The sequence below is a fragment of the Streptomyces sp. enrichment culture genome (genome assembly GCF_964272855.1).
Lineage (GTDB): Bacteria > Actinomycetota > Actinomycetes > Streptomycetales > Streptomycetaceae > Streptomyces.
Map to the genome: position 1 here is coordinate 1712390 of NZ_OZ186847.1, position 23564 is coordinate 1735953.

The 23564-nt window shown below is 73.1% G+C and carries 20 protein-coding genes; 8 read left to right on the top strand and 12 right to left on the bottom strand.

Annotation, left to right across the window (positions count from 1 at the left end):
• Positions 1 to 9 precede the first annotated feature (9 nt).
• The 3 genes from ACSU6L_RS07370 (at position 10) to ACSU6L_RS07380 (ending at position 3389) form a co-directional block, all read left to right on the top strand.
• Positions 10 to 1002 carry a DUF1702 family protein gene (locus ACSU6L_RS07370; RefSeq protein ID WP_437054739.1) on the top strand — a complete coding sequence of 331 codons (993 nt, stop codon included), beginning with the start codon at positions 10 to 12 and terminating at the stop codon, positions 1000 to 1002.
• A gap of 45 nt (positions 1003 to 1047) precedes the next feature.
• The gene (locus ACSU6L_RS07375) at positions 1048 to 2028 is read left to right on the top strand and encodes a DUF1702 family protein (protein ID WP_437054741.1); all 981 of its coding nucleotides are present in this window, start codon (positions 1048 to 1050) and stop codon (positions 2026 to 2028) included.
• Positions 2029 to 2093: 65 nt separating this feature from the next.
• Positions 2094 to 3389 (top strand): cytochrome P450, encoded by a 1296-nt coding sequence (locus ACSU6L_RS07380; RefSeq protein WP_437064806.1) that lies wholly within the window; start codon positions 2094 to 2096, stop codon positions 3387 to 3389.
• Between the two features lie 60 nt (positions 3390 to 3449).
• Here ACSU6L_RS07380 and ACSU6L_RS07385 read toward each other — a convergent pair whose 3' ends face one another.
• On the bottom strand, positions 3450 to 4166 hold the full coding sequence (locus tag ACSU6L_RS07385) for a helix-turn-helix transcriptional regulator (RefSeq protein WP_073942727.1): 717 nt from the start codon (positions 4164 to 4166) through the stop codon (positions 3450 to 3452).
• A 385-nt stretch (positions 4167 to 4551) separates the two neighbouring features.
• On the opposite strand from ACSU6L_RS07385, the gene ACSU6L_RS07390 reads away from it, so the two are divergent.
• The 4 genes from ACSU6L_RS07390 to ACSU6L_RS07405 all read left to right on the top strand — a co-directional run bounded on the left by ACSU6L_RS07390 (position 4552) and on the right by ACSU6L_RS07405 (position 8615).
• Positions 4552 to 5121, top strand: a complete 570-nt coding sequence (locus tag ACSU6L_RS07390) for a DUF5987 family protein (RefSeq protein ID WP_073942463.1) — start codon at positions 4552 to 4554, stop codon at positions 5119 to 5121.
• On the top strand, positions 5118 to 6773 hold the full coding sequence (locus ACSU6L_RS07395; RefSeq protein ID WP_437054743.1) for an FAD-dependent oxidoreductase: 1656 nt from the start codon (positions 5118 to 5120) through the stop codon (positions 6771 to 6773). The genes ACSU6L_RS07390 and ACSU6L_RS07395 overlap by 4 nt, the downstream gene beginning before the upstream one ends.
• Positions 6774 to 6848: 75 nt before the next feature.
• A complete protein-coding gene (locus ACSU6L_RS07400; protein WP_437054745.1) occupies positions 6849 to 7943 on the top strand; it encodes a carboxymuconolactone decarboxylase family protein in 1095 nt (364 codons plus the stop codon).
• A 15-nt stretch (positions 7944 to 7958) separates the two neighbouring features.
• Positions 7959 to 8615 (top strand): MerR family transcriptional regulator, encoded by a 657-nt coding sequence (locus ACSU6L_RS07405; protein WP_437054747.1) that lies wholly within the window; start codon positions 7959 to 7961, stop codon positions 8613 to 8615.
• Here the strand turns inward: ACSU6L_RS07405 and ACSU6L_RS07410 are convergent.
• From ACSU6L_RS07410 to ACSU6L_RS07450, 9 genes are all read right to left on the bottom strand, one after another.
• A complete protein-coding gene (locus ACSU6L_RS07410; RefSeq protein ID WP_437054749.1) occupies positions 8542 to 9510 on the bottom strand; it encodes a hypothetical protein in 969 nt (322 codons plus the stop codon). The genes ACSU6L_RS07405 and ACSU6L_RS07410 overlap by 74 nt on opposite strands.
• A 146-nt stretch (positions 9511 to 9656) precedes the next feature.
• On the bottom strand, positions 9657 to 11858 hold the full coding sequence (locus ACSU6L_RS07415) for an SWIM zinc finger family protein (RefSeq protein WP_437054751.1): 2202 nt from the start codon (positions 11856 to 11858) through the stop codon (positions 9657 to 9659).
• Positions 11855 to 14710 (bottom strand): SNF2-related protein, encoded by a 2856-nt coding sequence (locus ACSU6L_RS07420; RefSeq protein WP_437054753.1) that lies wholly within the window; start codon positions 14708 to 14710, stop codon positions 11855 to 11857. Before ACSU6L_RS07420 ends, ACSU6L_RS07415 begins: the two co-directional genes overlap by 4 nt.
• A gap of 100 nt (positions 14711 to 14810) precedes the next feature.
• The gene (locus tag ACSU6L_RS07425) at positions 14811 to 15404 is read right to left on the bottom strand and encodes a sugar kinase (RefSeq protein WP_437054755.1); all 594 of its coding nucleotides are present in this window, start codon (positions 15402 to 15404) and stop codon (positions 14811 to 14813) included.
• Positions 15401 to 16546, bottom strand: a complete 1146-nt coding sequence (locus tag ACSU6L_RS07430) for an ROK family glucokinase (protein WP_437054757.1) — start codon at positions 16544 to 16546, stop codon at positions 15401 to 15403. The genes ACSU6L_RS07425 and ACSU6L_RS07430 overlap by 4 nt, the downstream gene beginning before the upstream one ends.
• A 56-nt stretch (positions 16547 to 16602) precedes the next feature.
• Entirely contained in the window at positions 16603 to 17445 is an 843-nt protein-coding gene (locus tag ACSU6L_RS07435) for an ATP-binding cassette domain-containing protein (RefSeq protein WP_437054759.1), read from the bottom strand.
• Positions 17442 to 18476, bottom strand: a complete 1035-nt coding sequence (locus ACSU6L_RS07440; protein ID WP_437054761.1) for an ABC transporter permease — start codon at positions 18474 to 18476, stop codon at positions 17442 to 17444. Before ACSU6L_RS07440 ends, ACSU6L_RS07435 begins: the two co-directional genes overlap by 4 nt.
• Entirely contained in the window at positions 18473 to 19477 is a 1005-nt protein-coding gene (locus tag ACSU6L_RS07445; protein WP_437054763.1) for a sugar ABC transporter substrate-binding protein, read from the bottom strand. Before ACSU6L_RS07445 ends, ACSU6L_RS07440 begins: the two co-directional genes overlap by 4 nt.
• Positions 19478 to 19644: 167 nt before the next feature.
• On the bottom strand, positions 19645 to 20409 hold the full coding sequence (locus ACSU6L_RS07450) for a GntR family transcriptional regulator (RefSeq protein WP_437054765.1): 765 nt from the start codon (positions 20407 to 20409) through the stop codon (positions 19645 to 19647).
• A gap of 103 nt (positions 20410 to 20512) precedes the next feature.
• Here ACSU6L_RS07450 and ACSU6L_RS07455 point away from each other — a divergent pair, with 103 nt between their 5' ends.
• Positions 20513 to 21535, top strand: a complete 1023-nt coding sequence (locus tag ACSU6L_RS07455) for a Gfo/Idh/MocA family protein (RefSeq protein ID WP_437054767.1) — start codon at positions 20513 to 20515, stop codon at positions 21533 to 21535.
• An 87-nt stretch (positions 21536 to 21622) separates the two neighbouring features.
• Here the strand turns inward: ACSU6L_RS07455 and ACSU6L_RS07460 are convergent, their stop codons facing one another.
• Together ACSU6L_RS07460 and ACSU6L_RS07465 are read right to left on the bottom strand one after the other, a co-directional pair.
• Positions 21623 to 22804: a cytochrome P450 family protein gene (locus ACSU6L_RS07460; protein WP_437054769.1), complete on the bottom strand. Its 1182-nt coding sequence runs from the start codon at positions 22802 to 22804 to the stop codon at positions 21623 to 21625.
• A gap of 48 nt (positions 22805 to 22852) precedes the next feature.
• Positions 22853 to 23542 carry a response regulator gene (locus ACSU6L_RS07465; protein WP_437054771.1) on the bottom strand — a complete coding sequence of 230 codons (690 nt, stop codon included), beginning with the start codon at positions 23540 to 23542 and terminating at the stop codon, positions 22853 to 22855.
• Positions 23543 to 23564: the final 22 nt, after the last annotated feature.

Genomic DNA, 23564 nt, shown 5'->3' on the forward strand with positions numbered 1-23564 from the left:
GAGGGAAATGTGGCGAGGACTCTGAGATCGCTCCGGCGCGTACTGCTCGCCCCCGAACTGGCCGAGGTGTCGTTCGCCCGGCGCGGCTTCCCGCCGCTGCCCGCCGGCAGTCCCGCCGCTCGTCTCCAGGACGTCCCGCGCGCCGTCGTGTGCGGCTTCGAGTGGGCCATGGAGGAACGCGGCGTCGAGGACATCGCGCACCGTCTGGAGCTCCTGGATCCCGAGCAGCGTGGCTTCGGCTACGAGGGCGCCACCATGGCGCTCACCGTGCTGGACGTGATGGGCCGCCGCGGCCACCGCACCCGTCGGCTGCTGGACGGCCCCGGCCGCCCGCACATCCTCCTCGCCTACATCGGCGTCGGCTTCGCCATGGCGCGGCTGCCGCGCGTGCTGTGGGGCAAGGTGCTGCCCGATCTCACCGACCAGCCGTTCCACCCGGTGATGAGCTGGCTCGCGGTGGACGGCTACGGGTTCGACCTGGCCTATTTCCACACCCGCCGCTGGGTCGACGAGCAGCGGGTGCCCGCGAGTCATCCGTGGCAGGGCGCGCCCGACTACTTCCCGCGCGCCGTGGACCAGGGCATCGGCCGCGCCCTGTGGTTCATCCACGGGGCCCGGCCCGAGCGCGTCGACGCCGCGATCCGCGCGTTCGCCGAGCACCGGCAGGCCGACCTGTGGAGCGGCGCTGGGCTGGCCTCCGCGTTCGCCGGCGGCTGCGGCGCGGACACGTTCGCCGAGTTGCGGCGGCTGGCCGGGCGGCATGTGCCGGAGCTGGCGCAGGGAGCGGTGTTCGCGGTCCGGGCCCGCGACCTCGCCGGGTTCGTGCCGGAGCACACGGCCGTGGCGACGCGGGCGTTGACCGGCCTGTCGGTGGAGGCGGCCGTGGCGCTCGCCGACGACAGCGCCCCGCCGGCGGGTGGCCCGGGCCAGGTCCCGGCCTACGAGCACTGGCGGCGCGCGATCCGTGCTCACTTCCGTCCCGAAGTGGCCGCCCGCCGATAGCACCTCGGCGCACGCCCAGGGACAGCCGACAAGAAGGGGAGTTCCATGCCGAGCACCATGGGCAGGCTGCGGCGCCGGTTGCTGACGCCGAGCGTGACCGAGACCCTGCTGGAGACGCGCGGCTTCCACCGGAAGACGCCGGAGGCGCAGAAGCTGCTGGAGACGATCGGCAGCCGGTTCCTGGAGGGCTACGGCCATGCCATGGCCGCCGGCGGTACGGCGGAGGCCGAGGAGCACCTGGAGGCGATCCCGGAGCGGTTCCGCGGGTTCGCCTACGAGGGCGCGGGCATGGGGTACGCCGTCCGCGACGGCCTGCCGGGAGGCGGCCGGAACGGCGTCGAGCGGCTGCTGGCCGGCCGCGGCGGCGCGCACGTCTACATGGTGTACGTCGGCATCGGCTGGGCGATGGCCCGGCTGCCGCGTTTCCGGTGGGCGGACGTCGACTCGCTCGATCCGCTGCTGCGCTGGCTGGTCCTGGACGGGTACGGCTTCCACCAGGCGTACTTCCGCACCGACAAGTACGTGCACCGCAAGTACCGGGACGAGCGGTTCCCGTGGCCCGCGCACGACTTCCCGTCCTACACCGGCCAGGCGATCGACCAGGGCGTCGGCCGTGCCCTGTGGTTCGTGTGCGGCACCGACGCCGGTCTCGTCGCGTCCACCATCGAGGGTTTCCCAAAGGAGCGCCGCGCCGATCTCTACAGCGGCGCGGGCCTCGCCGCCACGTACGCGGGTGGGTGCGACAAGGAGGAGCTGGCGCTGCTGCGGGAGCAGGCGGGGCCGCACCGGGGCGCGCTGGCGCAGGGCAGCGCGTTCGCCGCGGAGGCGCGGCTGCGCGCCGGGCTGCTGGTGCCGCACACGGCGGAGGCCACCCGGGTGCTGTGCGGCATGGAGCCGGAGGAGGCGGCCCGCATCACCCAGGAGGTCCGGCCGCGGGAGGCCGCCGGGTCGGGGCCCCTGCCGGCGTACGAACTGTGGCGGCGGGCGATCGCCGAACGGATCGCCGCCGGGACGGAGCACCGGTGACCGCCGTGACCCGTGCGGACCGGCGGGTCCCCCCGTCGCCGCCGCTGCGTGCCGTGCCGTCCCTGATGCGGCAACTGGCCGGGGACCGCCTGGCGATGATGACGGCCGCCGCCGGGTACGGGGACGCGGTGCGGCTGTCCCTCGGCCCGAAGACGCTGTACTTCTTCAACCACCCCGACCACGCCAAGCACGTGCTGGCGGACAACGCCGCCAACTACCACAAGGGCATCGGTCTGGCCCAGTCCCGGCGCGCCCTCGGCGACGGGCTGCTGACCAGCGAGGGCGACCTGTGGCGCCGGCAGCGCAAGGTCATCCAGCCCGCCTTCCAGCACCGGCGGATCGCCCAGCAGGCGGGGGCGGTCGCCGAGGAGGCGGCGGCGCTGGTCGAGCGGCTGCGCCGGTACGAGGGGCGCGGCCCGGTGAACCTGACGCGGGAGCTGACGGGGCTGACGCTGGGCGTGCTGGGCCGCACGCTGCTCGACACGGGTCTGGACGAGTTCGCCGACCTCGGCCATGCCTTCGAGGCGGTCCAGGAACAGGCCATGTTCGAGATGGTCACCATGGGCGCGGTGCCGATGTGGATCCCGCTGCCGCACCAGATGCGTTTCCGGCGGGCCCGGGCGCGACTGCAGCGGGTGGTCGAGCAGCTGGCGGCGGAGCGGATCGCGCGGGGTGCGATCGGGCAGGGGGACGACGCGCTGTCCCGGTTGATCGCCTCGGTGCGCGCGGAGCCGGACCCGCGGGTCGGCGACCGGCGGCTGCGGGACGAGCTGATCACCTTGCTGCTGGCCGGCCACGAGACGACCGCCTCGACCCTGGGCTGGACCTGCTACCTGATCGACCGTCACCCGGAGGTGCGGGACAGGCTGCACCAGGAGGCGGTTCAGGTTCTGGGCGACCGGCTGCCGCGCCACGAGGATCTGCGCGCGCTGAGTTACACGGCCATGGTGGTCGAGGAGGCCATGCGGCTGTATCCGCCGGTGTGGATCCTGCCCCGGCAGGCGCAGGCCGCCGACGAGATCGGCGGCTATCACGTCCCGGCCGGCGCGGATGTCCTGATCTGCCCCTACACCCTGCACCGGCATCCGGACTTCTGGGAGGCGCCGGGGCAGTTCCGGCCCGAGCGCTTCACGCCCGGGGAGCGGAGTGACCGCCCGCGCTACGCGCACATCCCGTTCGGCGCGGGCCCGCGGGTGTGTGTCGGCAGCAGCCTGGGGCTGATGGAGGCGGTGTTCACGGTGGCACTGCTGTGCCGCGAGCTCCGTCTGGAGAAGGTGGCCGGTCTTCGCGTGGCCCCGGAGCCGATGCTGTCGCTCGGGGTGCGCGGCGGGCTGCGGGTGACGGTCCGTACGGTGCGGTGAGGAACGGTACGCCGTGGCATGCGCCGGGTGCGATGGAGTCGCTCCACCGCACCCGGCCGGTCACCCGGCCGCCTTGACCAGATTGGCCGTGAAGGTGCCCGACCGTACCCGCTGGAGCGCCATCAGCACCGGCGGGTCCAGCACACTCACCTCGCGCAGCCGGAAATCGATGCGATGACGTGCCACTCGGGGGAGTATCTCGAGGGGGCCGACGGAACCGACGTGGACTGCCTGGTCGTCGGTGAGCGCCTCATGGGCGGAGGCCGGCACCGAGTGCCCCAGCAAGTACCACGCGCCCATCGGCACGTCCCGTATCTCGAATGGGCCCGGCCTGCTCAGCACGGTACAGCTGACGGGTTTTCCCTCCGGCACTCTGGTGGGAAACAGGCCGAGGTATATGAGGCCCGGGTCGGCACCCACCGGGGCGCTCACCGCGCCGTATACCGACCCTCCGGCCCCGCCCCTTTCCGCGGCGTTCACCTTGCGTACGAACCCACCCAGTCTGCGGTATGCAGAAGGCGGCAGACCGACACTGCTCGCAAAGCGCGAGCTGAATGTGCCGACACTGCTGTAACCGACCGTGGAACTGATCTCCGTCACGGTCATGCTGGTGGTCAGCAGGAGTCGTTTGGCCTCCTGGATCCTTAACGCGGAGAGAAAACGCCGGGGAGAGATACCGGTGATCCGCTGGAACTCCCGCGAGAAGTGGAACTTGCTATACATGGCAAAACGCGCCATGTCATCAATGCTCAGCGGCTCCGAGAGCCTTCTCTTCATGTCTTCGATCGACCGCTCCACCGCCCTTTCGATCCCCGTGACCGCGCACCCTGTACTAGCCATTTGTCCTCCGAAGCCGAGACGAAATGCCGATGGACAGAACCTGGGCCGGTGGCGCTTGCAGCGACCGTCTCTGAAGCGGAAGCGGCTCCGCCGAATGTCATTATTAGCGGCCGATCAGCGCCCGAACAAGAAGGCCGTTGATGTTTGGCCGGTACATGCTGCGGGAATATACCGCCACTTTGCCCGGTGCCTCGCCGACAGCAATGACAGAGATGCCCCCCACCACGCGGACCGTGGACCATCGACAGCAGTGCAGCACCCGCTGGAATCAAATTCAACCAACAGGATGCTTAGACGTCCCACAGGCCGAAAAGGTACAGCGATGCGACTGGATCAACCAGCCCCGAAACAGGACACAATTAGCACACTGGAAGCCTTCGCCGACACCATAGTCCCGGGAGAGAAGCGAAATCCGGACGACCGTGCGGTCGCCGGTGCCACCTCCGGCCCCGGCGCCGTCGCGGCGGGCGCCCTCGAACTGCTGCAGAACCCCGCGACCGGTCTGGCCGAATCCCTGGAGGACCTCGCCCACGCGCTCAACGGCCACGCCGTGGCCCTCGCCGCCCAGCGAGCGATCTCCCTCGACCCCGAGGTGCCCCCGTTCGTGGCCCTGTCCTTCGCCGACCGCACCGGCCTGGTGACCGCGCTGACGGCGCCCGGCCACCCCGAGCGCGATCTGTGGGTCAGCCTCGCCCTGTTCAGCAACATGGCCTTCGACACCGGCGCCCATCTGCACACCACCGAGGCGATGGCCGCCGGCCATCCGGGGCTGGCCGCCATGGGCTTCGCCGCCCCGGATCCCGACGGGCTGTGGCGCTTCCCCGACTTCTCCTACGGGCGTCCGCTCGCCCGCCTCCACCCCGACACCACTCCTTCCGGGAGCCTGGCATGAACGGCACCGAACGCACCGACGTACTCGTCGTGGGCAGTGGCTTCGGCGGTGCCATCGCCGCGTACCACCTGGCGGCGGGCGGCGCGAAAGTCACCGTTCTCGAACGCGGGCCGTGGCTGGAATCCAATGACTTCGAGCACGACTTCCTCCTGGGGTCCTCCTACACCCGCATCTTCGACTTCGTCGTCGGCGACGGCATGAGCCTGCTCGGCGGCAACTGCGTCGGCGGCGGCAGTGTCGTCTACTTCGCGGCGATGCCCCGCGCGCCGCGCTTCGTCTTCGACCGCACCGGCAGCATCGGCCGTCGCATGTGGCCCTCCTCGATCAACCGCGACACGCTCGACCCCTGGTACGACGTGGTCAGCGACGCCCTGCCGGTCACCACCCAGAGCTGGCAGGACGTCACCTACGCCGGCGGGCTGTTCGCCGCGGCCTGCGACCACGCCGGGCGGACCGCCAACCCCGTGCCCACCGCCGTCGACACCGCGAAGTGCACCAACTGCAACTGGATGATGGCGGGTTGCCGGTTCGACGCGAAGCGGTCGCTGCTGCTGAACTACCTGCCCGCCGCGCTGGCCCACGGCGCCGAGATCCGGCCACTGCACGAGGTGCAGAAACTGACCCGCACCGACGGCGGTGGCTACCGGGTGCACTACAACGTCGTCGACGACACCGACTACCGGGTGCACAACGGCAGCGGCACCATCGACGCCAAGATCGTCGTCCTCGCCGCAGGCGCCGGCGCCACCCCCGTCATCCTGCAGCGCTCCGCCGCCGACCTCGGCGCCATGCCGCACGCCGTCGGCCGGTACTTCTCCGGCAACGGTGAACGGCTCAACACCGCCGTAGTCGACGAGGACCGCGCCCGCGACCTCCTCGGCCTCGACCGCGGCGACGGCACCGCCTACCTCGCCAACCAGATCGGCAAGGGCCCGGTCGTGGCGAGCTGGGACAACCTCGACGGCCGGCTGCCCGAGCACTCCCGGTTCTCCCTGGAGCAGCTGTACTTCCCGCCCGGCTTCGGCACCATCCTCGCCCAGGTGCCCGACGCCCAGGGCCCCACGTGGTTCGGCGTGGAGAAGACCGAGCTGGTCCGGCGCTGGCGCTCCTGGCTGACGATCTTCACGATGGTGGAGGACGACAACGAGGGCGTCTTCGGTCCGCCGCCGCCCACCGGGAACGCGGTCCGGATCTCGCAGCAGATGCTCGGCCGAGGGCCGATCCAGTACCGGCCGACCGCCAACACCCTGCGCGGCTGGGCCGAGTCGGACGCCGTCGTGAAGGACATCCTGGAGCGGGACGGCCTGTCCCGTGTGATGCCGTGGACCAATGACGTGGTGGGCGCCTACACGGTCCACCCGCTCGCCTCCGTCCGCATCGGCGACGACCCCCACACCTCCGCCCTCGACGACCGGCACGAGCTGCGCGGCCACCCCGGCATCTTCGTGACGGACGGCTCCGCGGTGCCCGGCGCCCTCACGGTCAATCCGGCGCTCACCATCTCCGCCCTGGCCGAACGCGCCATGCCGGGGATCGTCCAGGCGGCCCGCGAACGCGGCGTCGACGTCACCTACGGCGCCCCCACCCCCGACGGGAACACCGCCGGCCGGCGCGGCGTACGGACACAACTCCCGTACCTGGCGCGCGACTAGAGCCTGTCGGTCGGACCAGGCCGGCCGGGAGTCCACGAAGGCAAAGGGCAAGGCCAAGGGAAAGGGAGAAGAACGATGCCGAACCCGCTCGTCCGTCCGGCCGCGCGACGGTCGCTCTCGCACGTGCGATACGTACGGCGCGTGCCGCCCGCCGCCGCGTCCGGCCTGGTCGCGGCCGTCTACGAGGAGGTCGAGCGGGACTTCGGGATGCTCGCTCCGCCGGTCGCGCTGCACGCCCCCGCCCCGCCGCTGCTGGCCGCCGCGTGGACGGTGCTCCGCGAGACGCTCGTCGCCACCGGGGAGCTGGAGCGCGCCCACAAGGAGGCCGTCGCGACCGCGGTGTCCCAGACCAACTCGTGCCCGTACTGCGTCCATGTGCACGGGACGACGCTGAGCGGCCTGGTGCCCGGGGCCGGCGCCCCGGCGTCGGGGCAGGGCGCCGGTCCCGCGTTTCCGGAGGGCGAGTCGCGCGGGCTCGCCCTCTGGGCCCAGGGGGGAAGGGGCGGGCGGCCCGCTCGGCCGCCCGCCCCGCGGGAACTGCCCGAGGCACTGGGCGTGGCCGTGACCTTCCACTACCTCAACCGCGTGGTGAACGTGTTCCTCGGCCCGGAGCCGCTTCCCGCCCGGATCCCCTCCCCCGCCCGGCGCACCGCCTCCCGCCTGCTCGCCCGGGCCCTCGGCGAGAGCGCCCGGGCGCACCGGGAACCGGGCCGCTCCCTCGATCTGCTGCCGGCCGCTCCGCTCCCCGACGACCTCGAGTGGGCCCGGAACACGCCCACCGTCGCCGGCGCGTTCGCCCGCGCCGCGGCGGCCGTCTCCGCCGCGGGCGAGCGGGTCGTCCCGTCCTCCGTCCGCGCGCTCGTCGACGCGGAGCTGGCCGACTGGGACGGCGGCCACAAGGGGCTCGGGCTCGGCTGGCTGGACACCGCGCTGGCAGCGCTGCCCCCGGGCGACCGTGCCGTCGGCCGGCTCGCCCTGCTCACGGCCTGCGCCTCGTACCGGGTGGACGAGTCCGTCGTCGCGCCGGTGCGGAGCAGCGGGGCGGGCGACGGCGATCTCGTGGCGCTGGTCGCCTGGTCGGCCTTCACGGCCGCGCGCCGCGCGGGCACCCTGCTCGCCCGCCCGCCGCAGCCGACCGAGGCGGTCCCCGGAACGCACGCTCACGAGTGACGGCACGGAGGACCCATGCTCATCGCGGAACTCTCACGCGTCACCGGCGTTCCCATCCCGACGATCAAGTTCTACCTGCGTGAGGGCCTGCTGACGTCGGGACGGCTCATCAGCCGCACCCGGGCGCACTACGACGGCACGCACGTCCACCGGCTGCTCCTGATCCGCGCGTTGCTGAACGTCGGGGGCCTCTCCCTGACCGCTGTGCGCGACGCGCTCGCCGCGGTCGACGGCGAGGACCCCGCCTCGGCGCGCCGCCCCCGTGCGGGCCAGGACGGGACGCCGCCCGCCGCCGCGGACGAGCCGTCGTCCGCGAGCGTCGGCGAACTGCTGGCGGTGGCGGAGCGCCAGGGCTGGCGGGTGTCGCCGCACAGCGCGGGGTTCGCCGCCGCGGCCGGTGTGCTGGACACGTTGCGGGAGCTGGGTCACGGCGACTTCGTCGACCGGCTGGACGACTACGCGGAGGCAGCCGGCAGGGCTGCCTCCGCGGACGTCAAAGCGCTCCACCGGCCCGGTGACGACGCCGTCGTACGGGAAAGGCTCGTCGTCGGCGACGTCCTGGGCGACCGACTCCTGAGCGCGCTCCGGAGAATCGCGCTCAGTTGTTCCAGGGAGCCGTCGGGAACCAGATGTAGTCGAGCCTGCCGAGAATGCGCACCGTCCAGTAGATGAGGGTGAAGAAACCGGTGACGAGGAACGCCGAGGCGGTCAGCGTGGCCGCCCGGCCCGGCCGCGCGGTGAGCCAACGCTGAAGCCGCCCGCCCAGTCCGTAGGACAGCGCGATGAACAGCACCGCCATGACGAGCACGTTGCCCAGCGATTGCAGGGTGAACGCGACCGCGCCGTACAGCGGGTCCTGCGTGGTCGCCGCGTGCCGGAACAGGCTCCGGAACAGCGGGTACGGCCGCCCTATCAGGAAGGCGCCGACCAGTACGCCCATCAGCACCAGCGGCGCGTTGCGGAACCGCCGGGAGGCGGCCGCCAGCGGATCCCTGATCACTCCCAGTGCGGCCAGGCCGAGGACGATCATGACGAGCCCGATGAACCCGAAGGTGATCATCGCCTGGGCGATGCGGGGCGTCATGCCTCCGCCGGCGGGCCTGGCGGTCGAGAACTGCGGCATGTGGGTGCCGGCCAGGCCCACGATCACTCCGTAGAGGGCGGACACCGGGATCATGCCGACGGCCATCCAGCCCAGTGGCTTGACGGTGTGCAGGAACCGCTGCCGTCGCGACTCCTTCCGCCCCGCCAGCGGCCCCACGGCACCGAAGACCGCGATGTTGCACGCGGTGAACGACCCGGCCAGGCCGGTGACGAAGGCGAAGACCACCCCGGCGGCGATGCCGCTGATCGGGGTGGTCTCCGGGTTGTGCCCCAGCAGGGTGTCGGCGGTTCTGAAGCCGATCTCGTGGTCCACGAACTCGGCGGACCAGGCGTACGCGGCCAGCAGGCCGCCGATCAGGCTGAGCAGCACGATCAGTCCCCGTCTGCGGGGGAAGCTGTCGGGGACGAACAAGGACGTTCTGAGCGTCTCGGTGGGTGCCGTTACCGCGGCGGTCTCACTCACGCGTTGTCCTCCTGCCTCATGGCGTGGGGAGTCACGCTTGCAGAGTGTGGGCCACCGTCACGGTGGGCGCTTCTCTCCGCTTGCTTTCCGCGCTGTGCCACGGGGTGTTTCCGGCCGGTCCCTCCGGGCCCGGAGCTGACGGCCGGTCAGGCTTCGGCGGAGGCGCCGAGGCCGGTGAGGGCGCCCACCGGGTCGGGGTCGGGGGTGCCGCGGGGCCACCAGTCGTCGGCGCCGGGGTCGGACTCGTAGCCGTACCAGAGGCCGTCGCGGCCGAGGCGGAGCTGGAGGTGGCCGCGGGGGTGCGTGAGGCGGTTGCGCCAGGGGCGGAACGCGGGGAGGTCGGCGGCGAGGAGGAGCGGTCGGGCCCGGTCGAAACGGCCGGCCGGCGGATCCCAGGGCTCTTCGAGGGCGGCGAGCCCGTCCGGGCCGCCCTGCCGCCAGGCGGCGACCGCGCGCGCCAGCTCGGCGGGGGTGCGGCCGGCAGCGGAGGCGAGGGACGCGTACAGGCCGCGGGTGGCGACGGTGAGTCCGGCGCCGGGACGGGCCGCGGCGAGCCGCACCGCGTCCTGCCACAGGGTCAGCCCGGCGGCCGGGTCGTGGCCGGTGGCGAGCAGCGCGTGGGCGCGGGCCGCGGCGTCGGTGGCGAGCTGGTCCAGCGCGAGCGGGTCGGGGCCGCCGGGCGCCGCCGGGTAGGCCGGGGGCTGCTCCGGGTGCGGGGGCACCGGCAACGGCGCGGGCAGCGGCGGGAGTCGACGCGGGGCGAGTGCGTCGGCGGCGCGGACTCCGGGCAGCGGTGCCGGCTCCCGGTCCTGGGCCGCGCGGGCCGCTCGGGTGGCGCTCAACCGGGAGAGTGCGTCGAGGAGTTCGCGCTCGCCCCGGCCGCGCAGCAGGAGCAGCACGAACGGGTCGGCGTCGAGCAGCCGGGCCGTCTGGTAACACAGGGCTGCGGCGTGTTTGCAGGGATGGCCGCGGTCGGGGCAGCTGCACCGGGGCTCCAGGTCGCCGGGGCCGGGCAGCAGCGGCACGTCACCCTCCGCGAGGGAGTGCGGCATCTGCTTGTCCAACAGCGCGGCGATGTGCCCCGGCCGGTCCGCCGCCGCGTCCAGGAACCGCTCCCAGTCCGCGTCGTCCAGGGTGCGCAGGCGGATCTGCACCCGGTACGGCCTGGGTCGGCTGCCGTGCACATAGGCGAGGACCAGGCCCGGCGTCACCGTGATGGCGTCGACATGGCCCCGCTCGGCGTAACCCCGGCCGCGCGCCAGCCGCTTGGCGTCGAGGGCGCCCTCCTCCAACGCGGTGATCCAGGCGTCGCCCCACCAGGTCTCCGCGAACCGGCCGTCGCCCTGGGAGGGACGGGGCGGGAAGGCCGGGAAGGTGCGGCGGAGGTCGCCGTCACGGCGGGGGGAGGCCATGGAGCGGGGGGTGGAGCCGGGTTCGGGGCGGGCGACGGTCTCGGCGTCGTCGGCCGAGGTGGCCCGGTGTGGACGGAGGTTGGCGTCCGGGAGCGGGGCGGGGTGGGCGGGTCCGGCGGCGTGGGAGGGGCCAGCGGCGTGGGAGGACTCCGCCGGGCCGTCCGTGTCGGCCGGCATCCGGAAGGCGTTCGCCAGGAAGGCGGCCACGTCCGTGGACGACGTGGGGCGGGCCGGGCGGCGCACCGGGGCGGTGCGCGGCGCCTTGGTGGCCGCGCGCTCCTTCTCCTGTTCCCGGCGGGCGGCGCGGAGCGCGTCACGGGCGGCGTCGGCGGGACGGGTGTCCCGGCTGTCGCCCGTCCGGGGCGTCCCGGCGGGGGTGCGGTGCGCTTCGCCGCTCGGTTCGTCATGCGATTCGTCGTTCGGCTTGTGGTGCGGCTCGTGGTGCGCTTCGTGGTGCGGCTCGTCGCCCGTGGACCGGTCGTCGGCCTGCCGCACCTCCCCGGCGGCCCGTTCCTCCCCCTCGGCCTGCTCGCCCAGGTGCTCCCCGGTGCCCCGCCGGGCCGCGACCGCCCGGCGCAGTGCCGCGCGGGCGGCGTCACCGGGACGGGGCTCACGGGGTTCACGGGATGCACGGCGTTCACGGGGCTCGCGTGTCCCGTCGGTGTCGCCCGTGGCGCCCGTGTCACCCGTGTCGCCGGTGCCGGTGTCCTCGACGCCCCCGGCCGCCGTCCCGTCGTCCCCGGAAGCGTCCGTCGTCGGCGTACCCGCCGCCGCTCCCCGCGTCCCCCGAGCCGCGCGCAGCGCGCGGCGCGCCGCGTCTCCCGGGCGGGCGGACCGCGTCTCCTCGACGCCTTCCCCCTCGCTGCCGGTCCGCGCGACCACGGCCTCGTCGGCGCCCGCGCCCTCGGCGCCCCGCTCCCGCGACACCTCGCTCATGACTCCGTCCTCCGCAGCGAGACCAGGTCGGTCAGCTCACGGTCCGTCAGCTCGGTGAGGGCCGCCTCGCCGGAGCCGAGGATCGCGTCGGCCAGGGCGCGCTTGGACGCCAGCATCTCGGCGATGCGGTCCTCCACCGTGCCCTCGGTGACGAGGCGGTGGACCTGTACGGGCTGGGTCTGGCCGATGCGGTACGCGCGGTCGGTGGCCTGTTCCTCGACGGCCGGGTTCCACCAGCGGTCGAAGTGGACGACGTGGCCCGCGCGGGTGAGGTTCAGGCCGGTGCCGGCCGCCTTGAGGGAGAGGACGAGGACCGGGGTCTCGCCGCCCTGGAAACGGTCGACCATCCGCTCGCGCTCGGGCACGGGTGTGCCGCCGTGCAGCAGGTCGACGGGGACCGCGCGGGCGGCGAGGTGGGCGGTGATGAGGCGGGCCATGCCCACGTACTGCGTGAAGACCAGCGCCGAGCCGTCCTCCGCGAGGAGTGTGTCCAGCAGTTCGTCCAGCAGGGCGAGTTTGCCGGAGCGGGCCGCGTTCCGGTCGACGCCGCCGCGCTGTCCGGGCTCCTCCTTGAGGTACAGCGCGGGGTGGTCGCAGATCTGCTTGAGGGAGGTCAGCAGCTTCAGGACGAGTCCCCGGCGTGCCATGCCCTCGGCCGTCTCGATGGCGAGCAGCGACTCGCGGACCACCGCCTCGTAGAGCGCGGCCTGTTCGCGGGTGAGGGGGACGGGGTGGTCGGTCTCCGTCTTGGGCGGCAGTTCGGGGACGATGCCCGGGTCGGACTTCTTGCGGCGCAGCAGGAAGGGGCGGACGAGGCGGGCCAGCCGGGTCACCGCCTCCTCGTCCTCGCCGTTCTCCACGGCGCGGGCGTGCCGGGCGCGGAAGGACTTCAGGGGGCCCAGCAGTCCGGGCGTGGTCCAGTCGAGCAGGGCCCACAGCTCGGAGAGGTTGTTCTCGACGGGAGTGCCGGTGAGGGCCACGCGGGCGGGCGTGGGGATGGTCCGCAGCGCCTTCGCGGTGGCCGAGTACGGGTTCTTGACATGCTGCGCCTCGTCGGCGACGACCATGCCCCAGGGCTGTTCGGCGAGGAGCGGGGCGGCCGAGCGCATGGTGCCGTAGGTGGTGAGGACGAAGCCGCCGCCGAGGTCGTCCAGGGTGCGGCCGGTGCCGTGGTAGCGGCGGACCGGGACGCCGGGGGCGAACCGCTCGATCTCCCGCTGCCAGTTGCCGAGCAGGGAGGCCGGGCAGACGACGAGGGTCGGCTCGGGGCGGGCCCGCTTCAGGTGCAGGGCGATGACGGTGATCGTCTTGCCGAGGCCCATGTCGTCGGCGAGGCAGCCGCCGAGGCCGAGGGAGGTCATGAGGTCGAGCCAGGCCAGGCCGCGGAGCTGGTAGTCGCGCAGGGTGGCGCGCAGCCCGGCGGGCGGCTCGGCGGGGCGCACCCCGGCGGTGAGGCGGTCGCGCAGGGCGGCGAGGGCGCCGACCGGGACCGCCTCGACGGTCTCGCCGTCGACCTCCGCGGTGCCGGTGAGGGCGGCGGAGAGCGCGTCGACGGGGTCGAGCAGGCCGAGTTCGCGTTTGCGGGCCTTGCGGACGAGGGCCGGGTCGACGAGTACCCACTGGTCGCGCAGCCGGACCACGGGCCGGTGGGCCTCCGCGAGGGAGTCCATCTCGGCCTCGCTGAGCGGTTCGCCGCCGAGGGCGAGCTGCCAGCGGAACTGGAGCAGTTCCTCGCTCTCGAAGAAGCCGGTGCCGTCGGTCGCGGAGCCCGGCGCGTACCGCACCACGGCGGCGGCGGTGAGGTCGCGGGCGAGGTCGCGCGGCCAGTGCACGGCGACTCCCGCGGCGGCGAGGCGGGTGGCGGCGACGCCCAGCAGGTCGCCCAGCTCGTCCTCGGAGAGGGCCAGGGCGTCGGGTACGTCCTGCTCGGCGAGCCGGTCCAGCGGGGGCCAGACGCGGGCCGCGCGGCGGACGGCGAGCGCGGCGTCGACGCGGGCTCGGGGGCCGAACTCCGTGTCCGCCCCGCCCGCCCACAGCGTGGCCGCGTCGGTCACGAGCGTGGGGTCGGCGAGGCTGTGCACCTGGACGATCGCGGCGCCCGCGCGGCGCAGCCGTTCGCCGCCCGCGCTGTCCTGGCCGGTGTCGAACAGGTCGTAGGCGGCGAGGTCGAGCCGGAGCGAGACGCGCACGCCCGCGTCCATGCCGGCGGCGACCTCGGCGGCCCAGTCGTGGCCGTCCGGCAGGCGCTGGGGGCGGCGGTCGGCGAAGGGGCGTCCGCAGGCGTGCGGGGCGGCGGGGGTGCGGGGCAGGGTGTCCGCGACCGCGTCCAGGAAGGAGCGCATCAGTGCCTCCGGCTCGGGCAGCCGGAGCGGGCCGGGGCCGGGCAGGGGCACCGCGTGGCCCTCGTGGGGCAGGGCGGCGGCGACGGCGCGCAGGTGGGCGAGGTCGTCCGGGTCGAGCGGGCCGGCCCGCCAGGCGTCGTGGCCGGTCGGCGTGAGACCGGGCAGGAAGCGGCCGCGGGCGGCGAGCCGCAGGGCGTGCAGGGCCGCCGCTCCCCAGCAGGCGGTGGCGGGGTGGGCGGCGGGGTCGTGCCGCGCGCGGACCAGCAGGGGCAGGGCCTCGCCGAGCGGCACGCTGAGCGCGGGGGCCTGCTTGCGGCGTACTCCGGAGCCGTGGGGCCGTACGACCGTCAGTTCCGTGGGTTCGGCGGCGGGGAGGTTCGCCGGGGTGCCGCCGTCGGGGTTCCAGAAGGCGATCCGGCCGTCGCGCGGGAGGGGTGCGGGCAGGAAGACGGCCGCGAGTCCCGCGGGCACGCGAAGGTCCGCCGGCTCGGCCGCCGCCGTGTCGCGCATACGTCCTGTCACCTCCCGCCCGGATGTTCCGATCAGTCGTCTTCGACTCTACGGGGAGGGTCTGACAATCGGCCCCGGCGCCGGTCCGGGGCCGGTCTCGTCAGGGAACCGTGCGGGAGACGACGTACACCATCGGGTACGTCGGATTGCCGAAGTTCACGACGACGTTCTGCGACGGTTTCGGGTTCTTCTGTGTGCGCACGAGGCCGTAGTCCGGGCCGGGGCGGGCGGTGGGGCCGGAGAACGTCCAGCCGCTGACGGCGCGGTCGCGGGCGCCGATGGTGATGTCGTCCTTGACGAGGTCGTGCCGGTCGGCGCCCAGCTCCGCCAGGAAGGCGTCCAGACCGTCGTGCGTGGTCTGGAACTGGACGTAGAGGCGGCTGGTCTTCCAGTTGTTCGTCTCGTACCAGGCGACCTTGTTCGCCGGGTGCGGTATCGGCACCTGGTAGAGGCGGCGCTGCACCTTCGACGGCCAGCCCTCGGTGAGGCCGGTCGCGGAGTACTTCTCCTCCTTGTCCTTGCCGCTGTCGCGGCTCTGGTTGGCGGAGATCACCAGGTAGCCGGCCGGGATGCCGATGAGCAGCACGATGATCAGCAGGGTCAGCGCCCGGCGGCGGATCATGTGGCTCCGGTCCTCGGCGGGGCGCTCCCCGTCCGCCGGGCCCGGCTGGTACGGCAGGGGCCCCGCCGTCACAGCGAATCCTCGGCGCGGCGGGCCTGCGCGTACCGTTCGTAGCGCTCGTAGCGCTCCACGCGGCGGCGCTTGGCGCGGCGGAAGCGGCGGGCCACCAGCCGGGCGAGGTCGGCGGCGCCGACCATGCCGGCCTCGGGGCCGAGCTGGGCGCGGACGATGCGGGCCTCGGGGCGGTATCCGCGCCCGGTGAGGTGGCGTTTGAAGGCGTCCCGCGCGGGGCCGATCAGCAGGTCGTCCGCGGCCGAGACGCCGCCGCCGATGACGAAGCAGGACGGGTCGAGGGCGGCGGCCAGGTTGGCGATGCCGACGCCGAGCCACTGGCCGATGTCCTGGAGCAGTTCGACGCACATCGCGTCGCCGTCGCGGGCCAGCTCGGTGATCATGGGGCCGGTGATGTCGCCGATCTGCCCCTTGACGTGCTCGATGATCCCGTACGCCACCGGCGAGTCGGCGGCGGCCAGCTCCCTGGCCTCGCGGACCAGCGCGTTCCCGGAGCTGTACTGCTCCCAGCAGCCGCGGTTGCCGCACGGGCAGCGGTGGCCGCCGGGCACCACCTGCATATGGCCGAACTCGCCGGCGACTCCGAACTTGCCGCGCTTGACCTGGCCGTCCTCCAGGATGGCGCCGCCGATCCCGGTACCGAGGGTGATCATGACGAGGTGGTCCTCGCCGCGGCCCGCGCCGAAGCGCCACTCCGCCCAGGCGGCGGTGTTTGCGTCGTTGTCGACGAGCACGGGGACCGCGAGGCGCCCGGCGATGCGGTCGCGCAGCGGTTCGTTGCGCCACGACAGGTGGGGGGCGAACAGCACCCGGTTGCGGTCGGCGTCGACCCAGCCGGCCGCGCCGATGCCGACGGCGTGCACGTCGTGCCGGTCGGACAGGTCCAGGACCAGCTCGACGATGGTGTCCTCGACGACCTTGGGACTCTTGGACTTGTCCGGGGTCTCCGTGCGCAGCTTCTCCAGGATGTTGCCGTCGGCGTCGACGACGCCCGCCATCACCTTGGTGCCGCCGATGTCGATGCCGACCGTGGGCACGCGGGGTGCGGTCAGGTGGGAGCGGCGTTCCCGGGTGCCGATCGTTCTGAGGGCAGGGGCACGCCGGGAGCCGATGGGGGCGGTGAAGGTGCCGTAGGTGCTCATCGCCGCCGATTGTGCCTCACGGGGGTGCGGGGTGCCGAACTGCGTGGTTCCGGGTTCTATGCCGGGTGCGGCGCCGTCGTCGTTGCTCGCGCAGTTCCCCGCGCCCCTTGGAGACCCTTCAGTTCCCGGCGAAGATCTGCCAGGTCGGTTCCGCCTGCCATCTGCTCCGTCAGCTCGTCCAGCGTGATGTCGTCCCGGGTGTGATTCCCGACCATGGTGCCCCGCCGAAGCAGGACGAACCTGTCGCCCACCAGGTACGCGTGATGCGGGTTGTGCGTGATGAAGACAACGCCCAGACCCTCGTCGCGCGCGGCGGCCACGTACTTCAGGACCACGCCCGACTGCTTGACGCCCAGCGCGGCGGTCGGCTCGTCGAGGATCAGGACCTTGGCGCCGAAGTACACCGCCCGCGCGATGGCGACGCACTGGCGTTCGCCGCCGGAGAGGGTGCCGATGGGCTGGTCGACGTCGCGCAGGTCGATGCCCATGCGGAGGAGTTCGGCGTGGGTGGTGCGGCGCATGTGGTCGACGTCCATGCGCTTGAAGGGGCCGGCACCCTTGCGGGGTTCGGAGCCGAGGAAGAAGTTCCGCCAGACCGGCATGAGGGGGACGACGGCCAGATCCTGGTAGACCGTGGCGATGCCGCGGTCCAGGGCCTCGCGCGGGGAGCCGAGGCGGGTCTCCTCGCCGTCGACGCGAAAGGTGCCGGCGTCGTGCTGGTGCAGACCCGCGATGATCTTGATGAGGGTGGACTTGCCGGCGCCGTTGTCGCCCAGGACGCAGGTGATCTCGCCCGGGTGGACCTCCAGGGAGACCCCCTCGAGGGCGCGGACGTTGCCGTAGTGCTTGCTGACGCCGGACAGCTCCACGAGCGCCGTGCGTATCGCCGTGTCCGTCATTTCGTGGCCTCCGCGCGCTTGCGGACCCAGGCGTTGAGCAGGGTCGCGAGGAGCAGCATCGCTCCGAGGAAGAACTTGAACCAGTCGGGGTTCCACTCGGCGAAGACGATGCCCTTGCTGGTCATGCCGAAGATGAACGCGCCGACCGCCGAGCCGACCGCGCTGCCGTAGCCGCCGGTGATCAGGCAGCCCCCGATGACGGCGGCGATGATGTAGATCAGCTCGTTGCCGACGCCCTCGCCGGACTGGACGACGTCGTACGAGAAGAGCAGGTGCTGGCCGGCGATCCAGGCGCCGAAGGCCACGCCCATGTAGAGGCCGATCTTGGTGGCGGTGACCGGGACGCCCACCGCGCGGGCCGCGTCCTTGTTGCCGCCGACCGCGAAGATCCAGTTGCCGGCGCGGGTGCGCAGCAGGATCCAGGAGGCCACGGCGACCAGTGCGAACCACCACAGGATGGTGATCTTGAAGTCGACGCCGCCGATCGTGAGCGTGGAGGCGAAGACGTCGCGGGCGGCGGGGAAGCCCTCCATGTCGGCGATGGTCTTGGTGGAGACCGTCTCGGAGATCAGCTTGGTGAAGCCGAGGTTCATGCCGGTCAGCATCAGGAAGGTGCCGAGCGTGATGATGAAGCTGGGCAGCCCGGTGCGGGCCAGCATGAACCCGTTGAAGGCGCCGATGGCCAGGGTGGCCAGCAGGGAGACGCCGACGCCGACCCAAACGTTGGCGGTCATCTGGTAGCTGAACATCGACGAGATCAGCGCGGACGACGTCACCATGACACCGGCCGACAGGTCGAACTCGCCGCCGATCATCAGCAGCGCTACCGGGACGGCCATGATGCCGATGGTGGAGGACGCGTACAGGACGGTGCTCAGGCTGGAGGCGCGCAGGAAGCTGTCGGCGGCGAACGCGAAGAAGACGAAGACGGCGAGGGCGCCGACGACCGAGCCCAGTTCCGGGCGGCCGAGGAGTCTGCGCAGCGGGGAGGTGCGCAGCAGGCGTTCGTCGGTGGTGGTGGTCGCGCTCATCGGGTGCCCCGCTTCGTGTACTCCTCCAGCTCGGCCGCCTGGTCCTCGGTGATGATCTGCGGGCCGGTGAGCACGGGCTTGCCGCCGCCGAGGACGTCGGCGTTGTACCTGTACAGCCACAGCAGGTCGACGGCCTGGTAGCCCTGGAGGTACGGCTGCTGGTCGACGGCGAAGCCGAGGGTGCCGTCCTTCAGGCCGGCGGCGACCTTGGCGTTCAGGTCGAAGGTGTCGATCTCGGCGTCGCTGCCCGCGCCCTGCTTGGCCTTGACGGCGGTGTCGGCGTACGGGGCGCCGAGGGTGACGACGGCGTCGACGGACTTGTCCGCCTGGAGCTTGGCCTCGATGGCGGACTGCACGTCGGGCATGCTGGTGCCGTTGACGTAGAGGTTCCGCACGTCACCCTCGAAGGTCTCCCTGACCCCGGCGCACCGCTGCTCGTGGCCGACGTTGCCCTGCTCGTGCAGGACGCAGACCGCCTTCTTCCTGCCGCGCTCGTTCAGCTCCTCGCCGACGGCCTGCCCGGCGATGGTCTCGTCCTGGCCGATGTGGGTGAGCGCGCCGAAGTCCTTGGACTCCTCGGAGCCGGAGTTCACGGTCACCACGGGGATGCCGGCCTTCACCGCGCGGGCGACGGCGGCCTTCATCGCGTCGGGCTTGGCGAGGGTGACGATGATGCCGTCGACCTTCTTGTCGATGGCCGCGTCGACCAGCTGGGCCTGCTGCTGCGCCTCGTCGTCGTGGGAGTACAGGAAGTTGATGTTGTCCTTGGCGGCGGCCTCCTTCGCGCCGCTCTGGACGATGTCCCAGAAGGTGTCGCCGTCACCGGAGTGGGTGATCATGGCGAAGGTCCAGCGGGGGGTGGTCACCGCCGCCCCGCCTCGGGCGGCCGCGGCCTTGCGGGCGTCCTCGGCGCGTTTGCCGCCGGTGCTGCTGCACCCCGCGAGGGACAGTGCCAGCGCCCCTGCCACCGCGATGCCTACCCAGGTCCGAAACCGTGCCACGAGGCCGTGCCCTTCTTGCTGTGTTCTGCGGTACGTCGGGAGCCGGTCGCACCGGCCCCAAACGCCCCAGTATCGAACACGGGGCCCGCGCCCTCGGCGACCGGGGATCGCGCGTCGGTCGCATTGTCCTGACATTGCGACGTATCCGGCGCCGACGGGCGGGGCGGTCACGGTCGTACGAGGAGCTGGAACTCGAAGGAGTAGCGGGCCGGGCGGTAGGTGTGGGTGCCGTACTCGACGGCGCGGCCGGTGTCGTCGAAGGTGGTGCGCTGCATGGTCAGCAGCGGCGCGCCCTCGGTCTCGCCGAGCCGCTCGGCCTCGGCGGCGCCGGCGGCGCGGGCGCCGATGGACTGCCGGGCGCTGTGCAGGGTGATGCCGGCGGCCCGCATCAGCCGGTACAGGCCGGTGGCCTCCAGCTGCGCGGTGTCCAGGTCGAGCAGCCCGGTCGGCAGGAAGTTGCACAGGTACGCCATCGGCTCGCCGTGCGCGAGGCGCAGCCGCTCCACGCGGTGCACATCGCTGTCCTCGGCCACCCCGAGCGCGGCGGCGACCTCGGCGGACGCGGGGACGACGGTGTTGACCAGGACCTTCGTGGCGGGGCGCTGGCCGGCCGCCTCCAGGTCGTCGTAGAGGCTGCTCAGCTCCAGCGGTCGCTTGACCTGGCTGTGCACGACCTGGGTGCCGACGCCGCGGCGGCGCACCAGCAGCCCCTTGTCGACCAGGGACTGGATGGCCTGGCGGACGGTGGGCCGGGACAGGCCGAGCCGGGCGGCCAGCTCGATCTCGTTGCCCAGCAGGCTGCCCGGGGTCAGCGCTCCCCGCTCGATCGCGGCCTCCAGCTGCTGGGACAACTGGAAGTACAGGGGCACCGGAGAGCTCCGGTCCACGCTGAGGTCGAGCTGGACGGTCGGGTCGGCATCTGGTTTCGGCACGGGCCGAGCGTAGCTTTCGTGACCGGTTGACGGGAAGTTGTGTAGTCCGATTGTCCGGACATGAGGATTGACAGTGTGCCCGGTCGGACCCCACCTTGATTCCATGCGCATCGGGGTCATCGGTACGGGTCGCATCGGCACCTTCCATGCGAACACGCTCAGCCGTCACCGGGACGTCGGCTCCCTGATCCTGACGGACGCGGACCCCGCGCGGGCGCTGGAGCTGGCCCAGCGGCTGGGCGAGACGGCCGCGCCCGGCGCGGACGAGATCTTCCGGTGGGGCGTGGACGCCATGGTGATCACCACGACGACGTCGGCCCACGCCGAGCTGATCGGCCGGGCGGCACGCTCCGGGCTGCCGGTGTTCTGCGAGAAGCCGATCGCGCTCGACCTGCCCGGCACGCTGCACGCGCTGGCCGAGGTGGAGGCGGCCGGGACCGTCCTCCAGATGGGCTTCCAGCGCCGCTTCGACGTCGGCTACACCGGCGCCCGCGAGGCGGTCCGCTCGGGGCGGCTCGGGCGGCTGCACACCGTGCGGGCGACCACCTCCGACCGGACGCCGCCGCCCGCCGAGTACCTGCCGCTGTCCGGCGGGCTGTTCCGGGACACGCTGATCCACGACTTCGACATCGCGCGCTGGGTGACCGGCCGCGAGGTGGTGGAGGTGTACGCCACCGGGTCCGACGCCGGTCCGCCGATGTTCCGCGCGGCGGGCGACGTCGACACCGGCGCCGCGCTGCTCACCCTGGACGACGGCACGCTGGTCACCGCGACGGCCGCCCGGCTGAACGGGGCGGGCTACGACGTGCGCATGGAGCTGGCCGGGGAGCGGGACCAGATCGTCGTCGGCCTGGACGACCGCACGCCGATCGCGTCCACCGAGCCGGCCGGGCCGCCCGCCGCGCCCCGGCCGTGGACCGGCTTCCTGGAGCGCTTCGGGCCCGCGTACGAGGCCGAGCTCGCCGCGTTCGTGGAGGTGGTGCGGGGCGAGCGGGCCAACCCGTGCGACGGCCGGGAGGCCCTTCAGGCACTGCGCATCGCAGAGGCCTGCGAACGCTCGCGCCGCGAACGCAGACCGGTGCGGCTGGCCGAGATCGCGGGCGGGGCGGAGGCGGTGTTCCGCTGAGACGGTGAGCCCGGGGAACCAGGTGACCCGGTGACTCAGGTGACCCGGTGAACCCGGTGAGGTCGGCCATCACCGCACGGCGCTCGGCTACCACCGCACGGGAAGGCTCCGCATCCCCCGTATCAGCATCCCCGGCAGCCATGCGCCGGGCGGGCCGTCCAGGGCGAGGCCGGGGGCGCGGTCGAGCAGGGTGGCGATCGCGGTGCGGGCCTCCAGGCGGGCGAGCGGCGCGCCCAGGCAGAAGTGGATGCCGTGTCCGAAGGCGAGGTGGGCGCGGGGGTCGCGGCGGATGTCGAAGCGGTCGGGCTCGGGATAGCGGGCGCCGTCGCGGTCGGCCGCGGTCAGGCCGATCATGACCGTCTCGCCCGCTTCCAGCCGGGTCCCGCCGATCTCCAGGGGCTCGGCGGCGTACCGGAACGTGGCGGCCTCCACCGGTCCCTCGTAGCGCAGCATCTCCTCGACCGCGCCGTCGATCACGGACATGTCGGCACGCAGCGCGGCCAGTTGCTCGGGGTGGGTGAGCAGGGCGTGCACGCCGTTGGTGATGAGGTTGACGGTCGTCTCGTGGCCGGCGATGAGCAGCAGGTAGGCCATGCCGCGCAGTTCCTCCGGGGAGAGCCGGTCGCCGTCCTCGGTGGTGGTCTCGATCAGGGCGCCGAGCAGGTCCTCGGCGGGGCCGGCCCGGCGCTTGTCCTCGATCAGTTCGGTCAGGTACTCGCCGAGCCGCACCACGGCGTCCTCGCCGCTCGCCAGGCTGACCGGGGCGACGACCTCCGTGGACAGCTTGCGGAACGCCACGCGGTCCAGCTCCGGCACGCCGAGCAGTTCGCAGATCACGGTGATCGGCAGCGGGTAGGCGAACGACTCCACGAGATCGGCGCGGCCGAGCGGGAGCATCGCGTCGAGGAGGTCGTCGGTGATCCGCTGGACGCGCGGGCGCAGGGCCTCCACCCGGCGCGCGGTGAACGCGCGGGTGACGAGCGCGCGCAGCCGGGTGTGCCGCGGCGGGTCGGCGACCAGCAGATACGGCCCGATCAGTTCCTCGTCCAGCGGTGTCAGGCCGATCCGGCTGCCGTCCTTGGACAGCCTCGGGTCGGCGAGCGCGGCACGCGCCTCCTCGTACCCGACGACGAGCCAGGTCTCGTAGCCGTCGGGTTCCGGCAGCCGCACGCGGTGCACCGGGCCGAGCTCGCGCAGCGCGGCGTACGCCGGATGCGGGTCGGCGCGGAACGTGTCGCCGTACGCGCCCAGGTCGATGACTTCCCCCATGGCTCTTCCTCTCGCGTCGATCACCTGTCCAACGGACGGGCGGCCGGTTCAGTGCCCCGCCGTGGGGTCCTCCTCGGGCAGGTCCAGGAGTCCGGCGTCGTAGGCCAGCAGCGCGATCTGCACGCGGTTGTTGAGGTCGAGCTTGGCCAGGACGCGTGAGACGTGGGTCTTGACGGTGGGCACGCTCATGAACAGCCGGGCGGCGATCTCGGCGTTGGACAGGCCCCGGCCGACCGCGACGGCGACGTCGCGTTCCCGCTCCCCGAGCACGGCGATGCGCTGCCGCGCGCGCGTACGGCGGGTGTCGGCGGCGGTGCCGGCCGCGTGGGCCATCAGCTGCCGGGTCACGGCGGGCGAGAGGACGGGATCACCGGCCGCGACCTTGCGCACCGCGTCGAGGATCTCGGCGGGCGGGGTGTCCTTGAGGACGAACCCGGCGGCGCCCGCGCGCAGCGCCCGCAGCACCTGCTCGTCGGCGTGGAACGTGGTCAGCACGACCACCTGGGGGGCGTCCGCGCGGGCCCGCAGCCGCTCGGTGGCGGTGAGCCCGTCGACCGTCGGCATCCGGATGTCCATGAGCACCACGTCCGGCCGGACCCGCTCAACCATCGCCTCGGCCTCGTCGCCGTCGGCGGCCTCCCCGACGATCTCGACGTCGTCGGCCCCGCCCAGCATGAAGGACAACCCCGCCCGGACCAGGGGGTCGTCGTCGACGAGGAGGAGTCGGATCGCAGTCATGGGGCTACGAAATCATGGCCGC

What these genes read in the sequence shown, in the direction of transcription:
- ACSU6L_RS07375 (WP_437054741.1), top strand. Translation starts at nt 1,048, where the DNA reads ATGCCGAGCACCATGGGCAGGCTGCGGCGCCGGTTGCTGACGCCGAGC.
- ACSU6L_RS07380 (WP_437064806.1), top strand. Translation starts at nt 2,094, where the DNA reads ATGCGGCAACTGGCCGGGGACCGCCTGGCGATGATGACGGCCGCCGCC.
- ACSU6L_RS07385 (WP_073942727.1), bottom strand. Translation starts at nt 4,166, where the DNA reads ATGAAGAGAAGGCTCTCGGAGCCGCTGAGCATTGATGACATGGCGCGT.
- ACSU6L_RS07390 (WP_073942463.1), top strand. Translation starts at nt 4,552, where the DNA reads ATGCGACTGGATCAACCAGCCCCGAAACAGGACACAATTAGCACACTG.
- ACSU6L_RS07395 (WP_437054743.1), top strand. Translation starts at nt 5,118, where the DNA reads ATGAACGGCACCGAACGCACCGACGTACTCGTCGTGGGCAGTGGCTTC.
- ACSU6L_RS07400 (WP_437054745.1), top strand. Translation starts at nt 6,849, where the DNA reads ATGCCGAACCCGCTCGTCCGTCCGGCCGCGCGACGGTCGCTCTCGCAC.
- ACSU6L_RS07405 (WP_437054747.1), top strand. Translation starts at nt 7,959, where the DNA reads ATGCTCATCGCGGAACTCTCACGCGTCACCGGCGTTCCCATCCCGACG.
- ACSU6L_RS07415 (WP_437054751.1), bottom strand. Translation starts at nt 11,858, where the DNA reads ATGAGCGAGGTGTCGCGGGAGCGGGGCGCCGAGGGCGCGGGCGCCGAC.
- ACSU6L_RS07420 (WP_437054753.1), bottom strand. Translation starts at nt 14,710, where the DNA reads ATGCGCGACACGGCGGCGGCCGAGCCGGCGGACCTTCGCGTGCCCGCG.
- ACSU6L_RS07430 (WP_437054757.1), bottom strand. Translation starts at nt 16,546, where the DNA reads ATGAGCACCTACGGCACCTTCACCGCCCCCATCGGCTCCCGGCGTGCC.
- ACSU6L_RS07435 (WP_437054759.1), bottom strand. Translation starts at nt 17,445, where the DNA reads ATGACGGACACGGCGATACGCACGGCGCTCGTGGAGCTGTCCGGCGTC.
- ACSU6L_RS07440 (WP_437054761.1), bottom strand. Translation starts at nt 18,476, where the DNA reads ATGAGCGCGACCACCACCACCGACGAACGCCTGCTGCGCACCTCCCCG.
- ACSU6L_RS07455 (WP_437054767.1), top strand. Translation starts at nt 20,513, where the DNA reads ATGCGCATCGGGGTCATCGGTACGGGTCGCATCGGCACCTTCCATGCG.
- ACSU6L_RS07460 (WP_437054769.1), bottom strand. Translation starts at nt 22,804, where the DNA reads ATGGGGGAAGTCATCGACCTGGGCGCGTACGGCGACACGTTCCGCGCC.
- ACSU6L_RS07465 (WP_437054771.1), bottom strand. Translation starts at nt 23,542, where the DNA reads ATGACTGCGATCCGACTCCTCCTCGTCGACGACGACCCCCTGGTCCGG.